The sequence below is a fragment of the Chitinophaga sp. genome, assembly GCF_039596135.1.
GTDB lineage: Bacteria > Bacteroidota > Bacteroidia > Chitinophagales > Chitinophagaceae > Chitinophaga.
Genome location: NZ_JBCNKH010000119.1, coordinates 1 through 14,036, shown reverse-complemented (window position 1 = coordinate 14,036; position 14,036 = coordinate 1). Strand labels below are relative to the sequence as shown.

The following is a 14,036-nucleotide window of genomic DNA, read 5'->3' as shown; positions in this document are numbered from 1 at the left end:
TAAATAGACAGGAAGAATTGGATTGAATATAACCGCTATCACCAAAAAAATAATCATCCAGTTAGTCAGGCCATCCTGGTAGGATGACCTGGCTAACAATACCGAACAAATAAATACCAATATGCGCAGTGCAGTGTAAAAACCTATTGGTAATTGCAGGGTCGCAATGAAAAGTAAAGCTGCAATAAAAAGGGTAAATAGTCTCATACTTGGCTAATCATTGGAGTTTTCTTTGGATTGCTCCATCCTTGCCAGCTTCTCGTTTATTTTGTCGAGATAAAAAACAATATCGTTAATACGTAGCACCCATCGAACGATTAAAACATACAGTGCTATCAGTAGAATTAAAAAGATTAAAGCGGTTATTGGTGTTCCTAATTCCATAACATTGAGGTTTTATTGGTTAATAAAGTAAAGCTAATTCAATACTCCATTTCAGCATTCATATACAGGTAAATACCGGAAAAATCCCCTGCCTGATATCCAGGTTTTACAATGGTTTGCATGGAAAAAAGGGGAAATTTCCCCTCCCGCAACAGGTTTTTTCCTTCGGGTGTTAATGCCACCTTTGTTGAGACACGAGATAAATACTGCTGGTATTATAAAATTCCCAACATGAAGCATGCATATACCCTCACCCATGGAAAACTCCTGATTTTTTTGTTGATATTCTTATGTGGATGCGGAGGAGGTGATTACCACCCTTATAAATGCCCCCCTCAAAAGCATATTGTTCCGGGTGTAGCATACAATGTGTATATCGAAAACTCGGGCAGCATGGCTGGTTACCTGGGAAATAATGCAGACTTCAAAAAAGTCCTGATTAGCTTTGTCAGCGATATTCAGGCACGGTTAAAAAGAGAACCTCAATTATTCTTTATAAGTGGACATACCTGCCCGTTCCGATCCCAGACTAATATACCCCTGATAAAATCAGTGATGAACCTAAATCCAGGTATACTGAAAGCATTATGTCCCGCCAATGGTTCTTCGCTATTACCACAGGTTATAGATTCCTGTACTACCCAAATGGGGGAAAAGGTAAGTATACTTATATCAGATTGTATCTTCTCGGATAAGGGTGGAAATAGTTCACTTGCTGAGGCTGAGATGAAGGTTTTTATGTCCAATAAGTTTAAAACCGAAGGGATGCTCTCGACTATTGTTATTAAATACAATTCCCTTTTTTCCGGAGTATATTATGCTGAATCTATTGGTGGAAAACCTGTGAAAGTGAATAATATCAATAGACCCTATTATCTTCTTTTGTTTGGGAAAAAAGAGAACCTGGCAGCATTGCTCCAGGCAATAGATTTCAAAAGTTATCCAGGTTACGAAGCCAGCTATTGTTTGTCTGCTAATGATTCCACTGATGGGGCGTATGCTGCGATGAGCTATTATAATAAGAAAGGGAATTATGAATATGCAAAACCCGCCTGCCGGATGTTATTGACAGGGGCTGAAGCTAATAAAGGTACTTTCCAGTTTTCTTTGAATGCAGATCTCAGTATGTTAGGTTACCCCGAAGACTATTTGCAGGATGTGAATAACTATACCGTAAATGATAATTTTTCTGTAGTGAATGTTAAAAAAGATACAGGAATTATGCACACCCTCACACTGAAAACGGATCATTTACAGTCACGGCATGTTTTGAAAATTGGCCTGGGATACGAGCTGCCTTCCTGGGTTATTCAAACAGGTAATGAAAATGACAGAAAGCCATCAGATAGCCTGCAACAACACCAGACATACGGATTCAGAGAATTAATGAGTGGTATTTCGCAGGCTTATAAAGCCAGTAACGCTACTCATTTTTTTACAATCCCCATTACTCCAATTACTATCAGGAACTAAATAAACCTCAATTATCATGGATATCTTACCTGCCCTGTTTGAAGCAGTCGGATTGTATTCTTCTTCCGGCGGACTGGGAGAACACCTGCGCGGACTTGACGTCAATTGTCAGACAATGTCCCGGCAATCTGCTTATAACATTGTATTTCTCTCGATTATTTTCGTGAATGCACTGATCCTGTTCAATTATTACTATGGGTTGTTCAACCGTCATCCATTTAACAAGGTTGGATGGTGGTTAGGCAATATCCTGGTAGGTGCAATTATCAATTACCTGGTTGCCTATTTAGGGCCACATAGGGACCTGATCAATAACCGGTTCTGCGAGCAACTTAGTTTTCAGGATAGTGATTGTGTGGGGTTTGGCCTTACTGCCGCCATTTACTCCATGGTATGGTCTACCCTTTTGTCTGTCCTTATAAAATGGAAAAGTATCTATAACAAAAAAATCCCCTTCTGATCATGGCTAAACTATTCCTGTTTGCAATCGGAGGTACCGGTTCCCGTGTTGTAAAAGCATTGACCATGCTCATGGCTGCCGGGGTAAAAATTAAAAATACAGATGCCATTGTTCCCATCATCATTGACCCTGATACGGCCAATGGTGACCTGACCCGAACTATTGAACTGCTAAAAATATATAAAGAGATCAGGGAAAAAGGAGCTTCGGAAAGTAGTGACTTTTTTAAGACAGGGATCTCTTCATTGGATGAATTAGGTGATGCTGGCTATCTCTCAGACAATTTCAAATTTGATATAGATGGCGTAAAGGAGCAACGATTCAGGGAATTTATCGGCTATAGCGAGTTGGATAAAAGCAATAAAGCTTTTGCCTCGTTATTATTTTCAAAGGCTAACCTGGATGCTGATATGGACGTGGGATTTAAGGGAAATCCTAATATAGGAAGTGTCGTGCTGAATAAATTTAAAGATGCACCTTTTTTTAGAAAGTTTGCTTCCAGTTTTGAAGAGCAGGATAGGGTATTTATTATCAGTTCAATTTTTGGTGGCACGGGTGCGGCTGGGTTTCCCTTATTGTTAAAGAACATTCGGGATGCGGCCCCACCAATTCCCAGGCATTACTACCTGCAAAGAGCCAGGGTAGGGGCCGTAACTGTACTTCCCTACTTCGGTGTCGATAAGGCAAATGGTGTGACTATAGATAGCAATTCTTTCATCACCAAAACGAAAGCAGCCTTGTCATATTATGCACACAATATGACGGGAGAAAGTATCCGTGCTGTAAATGCGCTTTATTATATTGGTGATAAGGTAACCAATGATCAAAAGGGCGCTGATGGCGCCAATGAGCAAAAAAATAAAGCACACTTTGTAGAGTTAGCCGCAGCATTAAGTATTATAGACTTTATGTCTATAGAGGACAATAAGCTGCAGGTCAGTGATGACAGGAAGGCGGTCAATCCAAAATATTTTGAGTTTGGATTAGGAAAGGAGAGTATGAATATTACTTTCCCGGATCTATCCCGGCAGACTTATGACCTGATCGCCAAACCGTTAACCCGCTTGAGTCTTTTCCGAAGTTTTATGGACCATCATTATGAAGAATTTGCATGCAGGAAGGGGGAAGCGTGGGCCAACCATGGGAATAATAAATTGACCATTGACGAATTGGATGGCAGGTATCGCTCGGGCCTCACAATGTTTAACCGGCACTACCTGGACTGGTTAAATGAAATGAATTATTCCAGGGTAAGTTTTGCGGCGATCGATACAGAAAAGAGTGGCAAAGATTTTTACAACCTGGTGAATGGAGTGGTTAATAAGACAAGTTTCCTGAAAGATATATTTCATGCAACGGGGGTGGATAACTTTCTAAAAGTATTATCAAAATCAGAACCTTCATTAGATCATTTGAATAGTACCCGCAAACTACTGGCATTGTTCTCTGCCGCCACTGCTGTAATCATCGATAAAGAATTAAATCTGTAACCGCTATGAGCAAGATCTTTCGTCTACATAAAGGAGCCTCTGAAAATATTGAAGGATGGCAGGAAACAGGAGGGCATCTGCATGACACATTTATCAATTCTATCAGCGATCCTGCCGCCGCTGATGCCAATACGCAGATTACTTCCATTCCTACACCATTTGCCAGGATGGACCTGGTAAGAACAGCCTTCCGAAATGTAAACCTGGGGGGCAACCTGGATGGTAATACCATCTATCACAAGATAGTATCTGATTGCCTGGATATCGCCAATATTTTTTTCAATATTGAAGCATTCACAGACCAGATTGAAATCATTGAATGGAATGCAGGGATCAGTGCTAATGGGAATGACATTGATATTCATGAAGAAAGTGACCTTGGGAAACTCATAAAATCCCAGGATCCCAGGCACCGTTTGCTGGGAGAAACGTTAAAGACCTATATTTCACAGGATAAGGTCGCCTTTAATTTCGCTCACCTCAAACAGTTCTACCTGCTTAATTATAAGAATGGTCCTGAAATGATCAATATCATTGGCGGAACATCTCCTTCGACCCTATTTTTCTCTTCAGCTAACGACCTGTCTTTTGTAGACATCATGTTTGCAAATGATAGGGTGTTTGATAATCAATATTGTCCGCTTCATAGGCGGGATAGGGATTTTATTAAATACCTGTATGCATTGAAGGCTGGTTTCCCACAGTTTTCAAGGTTGTTCCAGGATGTGGATGCTTATATGGCCAGTTGTTTCTCCTTACTGGGCGATGACTTGCGGGATGCGATCCGTAACCTGGATGGAGGGATGTATGAGAAAGAGTATGCAAAAATATCAGTGAATGCGGCTGGGAATAATGCTGAAATACTGGGCCATTATCTGCGGGCAAAAAAATACGGAGTGCTGAATGCCTCAGATGAGAACGGTTTTGTGATGGATGCATCGCGGTTAATAGACGGGCCAGTGCCTTGTGTGTTCCCTATGGAGCCATTTAACGAGCCGGTACCATTTGCAGGGGGAATATGGCAAAAGGATTACCATCGAAAGGTTCCTGCATATGATCCCAATCCCCTGTCAGAAAGGACGTTGCCCAACCAGGGACATGTGAAATATCCCTATTTGACCGTGAGTGACTTCCTGGAGCCTTACCTGGTGCGATTGCCATATCCATTGGATACGGACAAATTCTTTGGGGGTAATTATACAATTCGATCAGGAGAAAGTGACCATGGATATGCATTGCCTGTTAAGAAGGAATATTTCAGGTATTTCAAGGTAGAAGATTTGAAGGGAAATGTATCGGATGGGAGAAGTCGTTTTGAAATGGTACAGCTGCCGGGTGGGGTAAAGGTGATATTGAGGATTCCTATCAGGAATAACCGGTATATAGAAATGTCACGGATTTACATGGTGAACCAGTTCAGCGATAAAATACAACAGCCGGATGAAGCCAATAACCAGGGGATAATAGTAGAACACCAGTTTACAGTAGCTCTCTATCCATTTTTGAAAATATCAGATCCCAGGGTGAATCCCCATTACAGGGTCATGTTGGTAGACAGGGATATGCAGGTGTTAACTAAGCATAATAACTATACACTGAACTTCTACAATGCAGATCAGCCATCAGTGGCAATAAATAAGCTGGCGCCCAGGGAGCGTAGTAATAAGCATAAGAAAGAAGGGGTAACTACGCTGTACAACATCCTGGAGCAGAACTTCGATTTCATAGAAGTGGTGAATACTACAGCCAGGGCATTGCTGATCCCATTATTTGTGCCACAACAGGCGGCAGGTAAGGTATTTAAGTTCGCTATTGATTTTGGAACGACGAATACGCATATAGAATATAAAGTGGGCAATGAATCGCCCCGACCGCTTGATATTACGGAGAATGACATCCAGATCGGTACCTTGTATGCCCCGGATGACAGAACGCTGGCAGCATTGAAAGTGGCCAGACTGGGACTGGGTGCGATTGCACTGACAGATATAGTAAGAGAAGAATTTCTGCCATTTACAATCGGGCCAGGGAAACAATACCGTTTTCCACAGCGTACTGTGATTTACGACAATGGTTCCTTTAACCCGGAAGAAGCCAATTTTGCACTGGCGGATCTGAATATACCATTTGGATATTTAAAAGAGAGTATTGTGTATGGCGGAGAAATCACTTCTAATTTAAAATGGGGCGAATTTGAAAACCAGAAACGGTTTGAGCGGAGAACGAGGGCGTTTATGAAGCAATCGTTGCTAATGATCAGGAATAAGGTATTGATGAATGGCGGGGATCTTGCTGCTACAGAGATTGTGTGGTTTTATCCCAATAGTATGACGGTGAGAAGAAGAAGCCTGCTGGAGACTTCCTGGAAAGACTATTATAAGCGTTATTTCGGAGATGCCAATAAGCTTCATAGCATGTCTGAATCTTTTGCACCATTCTATTACTATTATCATAAGGAGAATGTGAGAACCCATGACAGGAGTGCTGTCAATATTGACATTGGTGGTGGTACTACTGATATCGTGGCTTATAAGGGAGAAAATCCTATCCTGCTGACATCGTTCAGGTTTGCAGCAAATGCCATTTTCGGGGATGGCTATGGGAGTGATGCCAGGTTAAATGGATTTGTGCAGCGGTTTGAAACAAGTATTAGTGATTCATTGAAAAATATTACTGCGAATAACTTAAGTACGGTGCTGGAAACCTTGAAGAATCAAAATTCCAGCTCCATTGAGCTGATTGAGTTTTTCTTTTCGCTGGAGGATAATAAAACATTGAAGGATAAGGGTATCAGGCTTTCCTTTTCGAGGATGCTGGCAGAAGAAAGCGAATTGAAGCTGGTATTGATTTTCTTTTACGGTGCGATTATATACCATATTGCTCAGCTGATGAAGGCAAAAGGGATGGAAGTGCCAGCGTACATTACCTTTAGTGGCAATGGGGCCAGGTTGGTAAAACTAATTGATGGTGGCAACTTACAAATACTGAATGAGTTTACAGGAATTATATTCTCTGATGTATTTACAACAAATGCACCGGAGATAGAATTCAGGTTTAGTGATAATTCCAAAGAGATTACCTGCAAGGGTGGACTGGAATGTACGAACTTTGCCGGTTTTCATGAGCTGGAAAAACAGATTGGAACTGTGCTGGTTGGTGGGGTACAACAGTCATTGATTCCTGGTACTGCACTTAGTTATAGCCAGTTGAATGACGAGCAGCTGATACAGGATGTATGTAATGCTGTGAATCAATATGTGGATAAGTTCTTTGAATGGGATCGACGGTTTAATTACTTCCAGCATTTTGGGGTGAACCCGGGCCGTTTTGAACAATATAAAAAGTTATTGAAGGATAAGGTAAGGAATGATTTGCAGAGTGGGATTACCGAGAAACTAAAAGAGCTGACGGGGAATGTCAATATTGATCTTGAAGAGACATTGTTTTTTTATCCATTGATAGGAGCTATGAATAGGCTGGCTTATAAAATTTATCATCTAAATAACCTTGTAAACTCATGAAAGGAATTATCACGTTATTGATATGTATATGTTTTATCCAGGATGGCATTGGGCAGCAGAAATCTCCAAAGGCAGTAATGCCCAAAAAAAAGGAGGAGAAAGTGGCTGTAAAAAAGAAGGAGGTAAAAAAGGTGAAGGCCCCGGAAAAAGAAAAGACCCCGCCCAAAGAAGAGTTTTCGGCTCCTGTTGAAGATAGTGTAGTTGTGGTGGATTCAAATTTGATCACACCTCCTGAAGATACAGTCCCAGCTATAATCCCGACACCTGTTCCTGAGCCGGAAGTTCTTCAGGCAGGTCCTGACTGGCAGGCATGGGTATCGTGGGTGTCCATGGGATTAATTATCGGTATGGGTGTTTATGTTTTTATTAGTAATAGTAATATACATCGCCGGTTGTGGATGATTGAAAGGAAGGTGAACAAACTGGGGACGCAGACGGAGTGGGAGAAAACCCGTAGCCCTGCTGGTATTACCCCGACGGAGGTAGAGCGGTTAATAACTGTTAGCCCTGCCCTGAAAAGTATACAGGATGAATGTGCTACCCTTAAACAGCATGTTGAAAAACTACAGCAGCCTACACCCCGGGTCATACCTGTGAGCAACCCCGTTGTTCCTGAAGAATCGGCCGGTAGTACCTTTTACATGACGGGGCCTACGGGTAATTGCTTCCCATATAGTGCACGTTCCAATCATAGAGAAAATACGGTGTATAAGTTTTACCTGCAACCTGGTGGCACGGAGGCAAGATTTGAATTGCATACAACGGGCGCCGGCATCAATGAGATTATAAAAGTTATTGAAAGTTATATTAAGCCTGCTTGTGATGAAGAAAACCTTCCACTACCGGGTACCCGGAATATTATTACCCGCAAACAGGGAGTCGCTTTCCTGGAAAATGATAAATGGATCATTAAAACTAAAGCCATTATAAGATATGAATAGCGTGCAGGTTTTTGAAATCCTGGGAGTGATCCTTATTATTGGATTGCAGGCAGTCGTGTTTTTCAGAACACTGAGCCGGATCCGGTTATTTGAGCAGATCTTCCCATCCCGGGAAGAGTTTGAAGTATTGAATGTGGGGCTGGCTAAATCACTTTTTCAATTACATCCTAATGAGTTGTTGGATAATATTAATAGGTATACCGTGGAAAGTGATGAGCTGGATGAAGAGATCGTTTATATTGACCTGGTATTAAAAAAAGACAAAGGAAACCAGGTAACAGATAAAATCGTACGGAATATCAATACTTACCTGGTTAGGAACAGGGGCGTTGCCTCAGATTTTCACCTGATTAAAGATGTGGTGGAGAGAAATGTGGCGGTGATAGAAAATGATATTCAGCAGTCTGTATCACTGCCTTTGTATCTTGGTTTGTTAGGTACGTTTATGGGGATTGTATTAGGATTAATACAGATTTCAGGGGAGAGCCTGGCCGCCAATCCAAATATTGCAGGCGAGGCGATACATTTATTGCTGGGGGGAGTAAAGATAGCCATGATAGCCAGTTTTGCAGGGTTGCTGTTTACGCTGGCGGGGAACAGCTTTTTCTTTAAGCGGGCGAAGAGGATAGTAGAAGATAGCAGGAATGATTTTTACACTTTCATCCAGACGGATCTTATGCCGTTGTTGAACCAGAATATCAACTCCACCCTGTATTCCCTGCAAAATAACCTGCATAAATTTAATGAAGAGTTCAAGACCAGTATACATCAATTAAGCGGGGCGATGGGGAAACATGTGACCACTATCCAGTCGCAGGAGCGAATATTAGATACCCTGAACAATATGGATGTGGTCAATTTTGCCAATGCCAATGTGGTTATACTACAGGAATTGCAAACATCAATGGAGCAATTCAAAGCGTTTAACGGGTATGTGTCAAATATCAGTGAATTGGTGGGAAGTACGCGAACATTTGCAGAAAAGATCAGCCAGGTTATGATGCGCACGGACGAATTGCATGTAGTGGGGAATAATATTATGACGGTGTTTAGTCAGAACCGGGAGCTGATGCAGTTCCTGCAGCACCATTATAGTTCGCTGGATGATAGTCACCAGTTAATCACTAAGGCAGTGAACGGTGTAAATAATACCCTGGACAATAGTCTGCAGTTGTTGAAAGATTTTACCCAGGAGCGGATGATAGAAATTCAGCAAATTACCCTGAAGGAGATTGATCAGATGAAAGATAATTATTATGAGAAGTGGAAGCACCTGGAGAAGTTAGGGCAACTGGAGCTGGTGAATCGCCATCTGGCAGATCTGAAAAGCCAGGGGAATGATCATATAGGTCGGTTTGAAGGGTTTACTGAGCAATTTGCAAAGATGCTGGCGGAATTGAACCTGATCAAACGTTCGTCAGAAGATTCGTTGTCGGTGAGGCTAAGCCGCTCATTTTCAAAATTGTTAGGTAAAAAAACGATAGCAAGATGAATACATCAAAATCGGATGCCTTCTGGCCGAGTTATACGGATTTGATGACCAGCCTGTTTTTTATAATGCTGGTATTGTATATCCTCACGTATGTGAGGCTGAATTCAACGATACAGTTGCAGGCAAATAAGTTAAAGATTATAGAGACGGTGGAAGAGAACCTGCGACCGTTGAAAACGGAGACTTCATTGTTTATTTATGAAGAGCAGTATAAGCGATTTAAGCTGGCATTTGATGTGAAGTTTGGGAATAACCAGTACCAGTTGACGCCTAATCAGTTGGAGAACTATAATGAAACAATTCATCATATAGATCAGGCGGGATTGAAGTTGAAGTTTATCATTGATCATTTAAAACAGGAGCGGGCGTTGGATGAGCGGTTGAAGCGGGTGTCTTATGTGGTGGTGATAGCAGGGTATGCCTCCAGGACAGGCGTGGAGGCGCATAATTATGAGTTAAGTTATGAGCGGGCATTGGCATTGAAAAATTACTGGAAAGCTAAGGGGATTGATTTTGAAGCGAAGGATTATGAGGAATTGGTGGATTTGCAGATTGCGGGGAATGGATGGGGTGGGATTGGGAGATTGCCGTTTGAGCCAGATAACCAGCGGTTTTTGATACAGATTTTTCCTAAGATAGGGGATGTGAAGTAAGCTCGTAGCATTATGCTACGAGCTTTTATAATTCTACTAACCCATGCTTTACTGCATAAAGCGCCAGGGTAACCCTTGTTTTTACATGTAATTTCCTGAAAAGCGCCTCCCTATATCCATCTATTGTCTTTACACTCAAATTCATCTTATCCGCTATCTGTTGATAAGTCATATCTGTGGCCACCCACTTAATAAACTCTCTTTCATTTTCAGACAAATGAATGGCGGCATTATTGGACCGGTCTAACCCATTCAAATTCTGGTGCAATACCTCAGACGCTGCCTCAGAATAATAAAACCCATTAGCAGCAATGGACTCCAGCGCAGCCGTGAGTTCTTCTACTTCAATGTCCTTATGGATATATCCTTTCACTCCCATGCGCAGCATACGTAAGATCGCCGATTCAGATTCCAGCATGGTCATGACCAATACCTTTACATCGCCATGTGTACGTTGCAGCCATTCTACCGCTTCAAAGCCATCTACCTCTGGCATGTCGATGTCCATGAGGATGATATCCGGGAATGGCGGGGTTTTCATTTTCTCTTTAAGTTGGTTACCGTTGTCTGCTTCAAAGAGAATTTGATACCGCTGTTGCGTATCGCCCATGTTGATCAGTTTGATCAGACCTTTGCGAAACAGGTTATGGTCGTCTACGAGGGCTATCTGGATCTTATTCATTGATGGACTGGAGGATTTGAGGTTGAGGAATTGTAATGATCACCATGGTACCACCGCCATTTCGGCTGGTAATGAGCAGGTCTGCATTGATCAGGGAGGCCCTTTTATTCATGTTTAGTAAGCCCGTGCTTTGTTTCTCCCCACTGTTTTCGAGGGCGTCCTGTACATTGAATCCAGTGCCATCATCAGCAAGGACGAGTACGAATTGTTCTTTAGAGAAACTGAGCGATGCGGTGACCTCGGTGGCTTTTGCATACTTGACGATATTGTTCAGCACTTCCTGGCAGAGGCGGAAGAGGATGATTTCGTGTTCTGGTAAGATACGATATTCTTCACCAGCTTTCGTGATGACAACCTCGTATTTTTTAGTTTTAGCCAGGCGGTTCAGCTCATTTTCCAGGGCCTTTATGAAACCGATGTGGATAATGTGGTCGGTGTTTAAATTTGCCGATAGGGCTTTTAGTTCACTCATCAATTGCTTGGCCAGCGACTTTGTTTCGAGAATGTTTTCGCGCTGATCAGCAGGTGCCTGTGGAAGAATTTCCTGCAGGTTGATATTGATCAGTGACACCAGGTGACTGAAGTTGGCGTGCAACTCCTTGCTGATATGATCCAGGGTTTGTTCCTGGATAGCCAGCCTTGATTGCAGCAATACATGGTTAAATGTTTCACGCATTTCAATGATCTCCTGTTGATGTCGGAATTTCTTTTTCTGATAGAGGAAAAGAAAATACACGACAGCGGTACAGAGGCCCAGAACGAGTAAGGTAGATATAATAATTGTCAGAGAGGTTGCGAATACTGAGGTTTCCATAAAAAGCTTATTAGATAACAGGAGCACAATAAGAAGTTAAGGGCTTCATTGATGGGGAAAAATAAGGCAGAGAGCCGATAATCCTGGACATTGAAAAACCCTAACATGATTAAGAATGGCAAGGATACAGCATGATAGAAGAAGATGCTGATTGCCATCCAGAACAGGGGTTCTTTTTGGATAGAGATAGCGCCAGGCTCCTGCAGTAATTGCCAGAAATACAATAGGCATAATGTGATGATACAAACATGGGTGAGAATCATACTATAGGTGTTAAACTGAAATGGGCCATGGATGAAGGCGTAATCCAGTATACCAAACAAAAAGATGATGCCGGTGATAAGGGGTAATAGCTTGTTGCGGTACAATGTCAGGTTGAATATAACTGACAACAGGCCGAACCGGAGGATGAGAAAGCAGTTGTAGATCCAGAAATTGTTCTGCGAAAAATTGAAGGATCCCCATTTGTATAGCTCCCATTTCCATGCCAGGGCCAGCACTTCGGTGATCAACGAGAGGATGACCATGCATGCATACAGTCTATAAGGCTTAGGCCATTTTAGCCTGAATGCTTTCAGGCTAAGAATGGCGCTAAGCAATAGTGGAATAAGATATAAAAACCGATGATTTAACAATCTGTACATTTAATGGATCTTATTTTGGTCCGCCATCGTTGCAGAATGGCGGGCAGGGTGAACCCAGGTTAAAGTCTCTGATAATTGGATTTTCTCCCGGGAAGTGAATAATGTCTCTTTCCTGAGCAGAACGTTCTGCAAAGTCTGGTTCGTTTTCGAGAATGACGTTCGTGTGAGTAATAGTGCCGTCGACGTCAGTTTCCCGCGTAGTATTGAATAACAGACAAGTTTGTCCTTCGTATTGGTGACCTGCTTCATACATACCGAAGCTGATACGGATACCGTCGCCACCTGCAAATTCTATTTCTTCCAGCAATTTTACGAAATGTTCTTTTGAATACCATACGGAGCAGGTATCTGGTTTACCCAATGCCTGCGTGAGGAGGGGATATTTTTGTGCCTTAAAACTGCTGATGCGGTCATTGGTGATTGTTTGTCCGACATAGAAGAAAGGTAGGGGCTTTACGGTGCTGTGTGTTTGCATAATGAATAAAATTTTTGGTGTTAAGGAAATAAAAATGCTTGTTGTAAACCGTTTACGGATGCGAAGCTATTGTTTCCTTAGCCTTCAAAAATCAACGAAAAGTAAATAGGGGAAAAATCCTCTTTGATAGCCGGAATTAGCCCCCGGGTTTAGAAAAAAGGGGAATTTTCCCCTGTGGTACAGGTTTTTTCCTAATGATATAACAACAACCTTTGGGGGGAAATGTTGAATCCCTTTAAATCCCCTAACATATGAGAAGAGCATTGATTGTCGGTATTAATGATTATCCGGGCAGTGCAAGGTTATATGGTTGTGTGAATGATGCCACCAGTATTGGTGAGTTGTTAAGTTCCAACGAAGATGGTTCCCCGAATTTTGACGTCATGCTGATGACGAAGGGGCATAGCAAGGTTGCTATCAGGTCCCGTATGCTGGAGCTTTTCAGCGGGGATGATGAGATCCATTTATTTTACTTTTCCGGGCATGGGGTGGTGAATGAAATGGGCGGGTACATAGTAACGCCGGATTTTCAGCGGTATGATGAGGGGATTTCTATGGATGAGATTTTGATGATGGCGGGTACATCGAAGGCAAGGCAGAAGGTGATTATCCTGGATTGTTGTCATGCGGGGGCTATGGGAGCGCCGGCGTGGATAGGGAATGGAGCGGCGATGTTGGGACAGGGAGTGGTGATACTGGCTTCGAGTCGGGATACGGAGCCTTCGAAAGAAGTAGGTGGGATGGGGGTGTTTACGAGTTTGCTATTGAAAGCCCTGCATGGTGGGGCGGCGGATATAGTGGGAGATGTGACGGCGGGGAATATCTATAGTTATATAGATAGAGGATTGGGTGGGTGGCAACAGCGCCCTGTGTTTAAGGCGAATATTGTGCGGTCATTGAATTTGCGGCGGGTGAAGCCGCCGTTGGATTTGGGGGATTTGCGGAAATTGACGGGTTATTTTCCGGAGGCGGGGTATGAGATGCCATTGGATCCAAGTTATGAGTAT

At 42.5% G+C, this 14,036-nt stretch carries 13 protein-coding genes; 8 read left to right on the top strand and 5 right to left on the bottom strand.

All coding sequences use genetic code 11. The features are described from left to right. The coding region (locus ABDW16_RS30640) for a DUF6804 family protein (protein ID WP_343675224.1) at nt 1-207 on the bottom strand (207 nt) is incomplete at its 3' end. 408 nt (nt 208-615) lie between these two features. Between ABDW16_RS30640 and ABDW16_RS30635 the strand changes: the two genes are divergently transcribed. From ABDW16_RS30635 to ABDW16_RS30605, 7 genes are read left to right on the top strand one after another with little or no spacing between them, the layout of a single operon-like run. Then, nucleotides 616-1,857 carry a hypothetical protein gene (locus tag ABDW16_RS30635; RefSeq protein WP_343675223.1) on the top strand — a complete coding sequence of 414 codons (1,242 nt, stop codon included), beginning with the start codon at nt 616-618 and terminating at the stop codon, nt 1,855-1,857. A gap of 16 nt (nt 1,858-1,873) precedes the next feature. Beyond that, nucleotides 1,874-2,317 carry a hypothetical protein gene (locus tag ABDW16_RS30630; protein WP_343675222.1) on the top strand — a complete coding sequence of 148 codons (444 nt, stop codon included), beginning with the start codon at nt 1,874-1,876 and terminating at the stop codon, nt 2,315-2,317. Between the two features lie 2 nt (nt 2,318-2,319). Next, a complete protein-coding gene (locus ABDW16_RS30625; protein ID WP_343675220.1) occupies nt 2,320-3,807 on the top strand; it encodes a hypothetical protein in 1,488 nt (495 codons plus the stop codon). A gap of 5 nt (nt 3,808-3,812) precedes the next feature. Then, nucleotides 3,813-7,328, top strand: a complete 3,516-nt coding sequence (locus ABDW16_RS30620; RefSeq protein WP_343675218.1) for a hypothetical protein — start codon at nt 3,813-3,815, stop codon at nt 7,326-7,328. After that, nucleotides 7,325-8,269, top strand: coding sequence for a hypothetical protein (locus ABDW16_RS30615; protein ID WP_343675216.1), 945 nt, complete (start codon nt 7,325-7,327; stop codon nt 8,267-8,269). The genes ABDW16_RS30620 and ABDW16_RS30615 overlap by 4 nt, the downstream gene beginning before the upstream one ends. Next, the gene (locus tag ABDW16_RS30610; protein ID WP_343675214.1) at nt 8,262-9,761 is read left to right on the top strand and encodes a hypothetical protein; all 1,500 of its coding nucleotides are present in this window, start codon (nt 8,262-8,264) and stop codon (nt 9,759-9,761) included. Before ABDW16_RS30615 ends, ABDW16_RS30610 begins: the two co-directional genes overlap by 8 nt. Continuing rightward, nucleotides 9,758-10,414: an OmpA family protein gene (locus ABDW16_RS30605; protein ID WP_343675212.1), complete on the top strand. Its 657-nt coding sequence runs from the start codon at nt 9,758-9,760 to the stop codon at nt 10,412-10,414. Before ABDW16_RS30610 ends, ABDW16_RS30605 begins: the two co-directional genes overlap by 4 nt. A 25-nt stretch (nt 10,415-10,439) precedes the next feature. On the opposite strand, the gene ABDW16_RS30600 is transcribed toward ABDW16_RS30605, so the two are convergent. From ABDW16_RS30600 to ABDW16_RS30585, 4 genes are read right to left on the bottom strand one after another with little or no spacing between them, the layout of a single operon-like run. Then, on the bottom strand, nt 10,440-11,096 hold the full coding sequence (locus tag ABDW16_RS30600; protein ID WP_343675210.1) for a response regulator transcription factor: 657 nt from the start codon (nt 11,094-11,096) through the stop codon (nt 10,440-10,442). Beyond that, complete coding sequence (locus tag ABDW16_RS30595) at nt 11,089-11,910, bottom strand: ATP-binding protein (RefSeq protein WP_343675208.1); 822 nt, start codon at nt 11,908-11,910, stop codon at nt 11,089-11,091. Before ABDW16_RS30595 ends, ABDW16_RS30600 begins: the two co-directional genes overlap by 8 nt. After that, entirely contained in the window at nt 11,880-12,554 is a 675-nt protein-coding gene (locus ABDW16_RS30590; RefSeq protein WP_343675206.1) for a hypothetical protein, read from the bottom strand. Before ABDW16_RS30590 ends, ABDW16_RS30595 begins: the two co-directional genes overlap by 31 nt. Nucleotides 12,555-12,564: 10 nt before the next feature. Then, on the bottom strand, nt 12,565-13,029 hold the full coding sequence (locus ABDW16_RS30585; protein WP_343675205.1) for a hypothetical protein: 465 nt from the start codon (nt 13,027-13,029) through the stop codon (nt 12,565-12,567). A gap of 251 nt (nt 13,030-13,280) precedes the next feature. On the opposite strand from ABDW16_RS30585, the gene ABDW16_RS30580 reads away from it, so the two are divergent. After that, nucleotides 13,281-14,036 (top strand): caspase family protein (locus ABDW16_RS30580; RefSeq protein WP_343675204.1); only part of this gene is annotated, 756 nt, incomplete at its 3' end.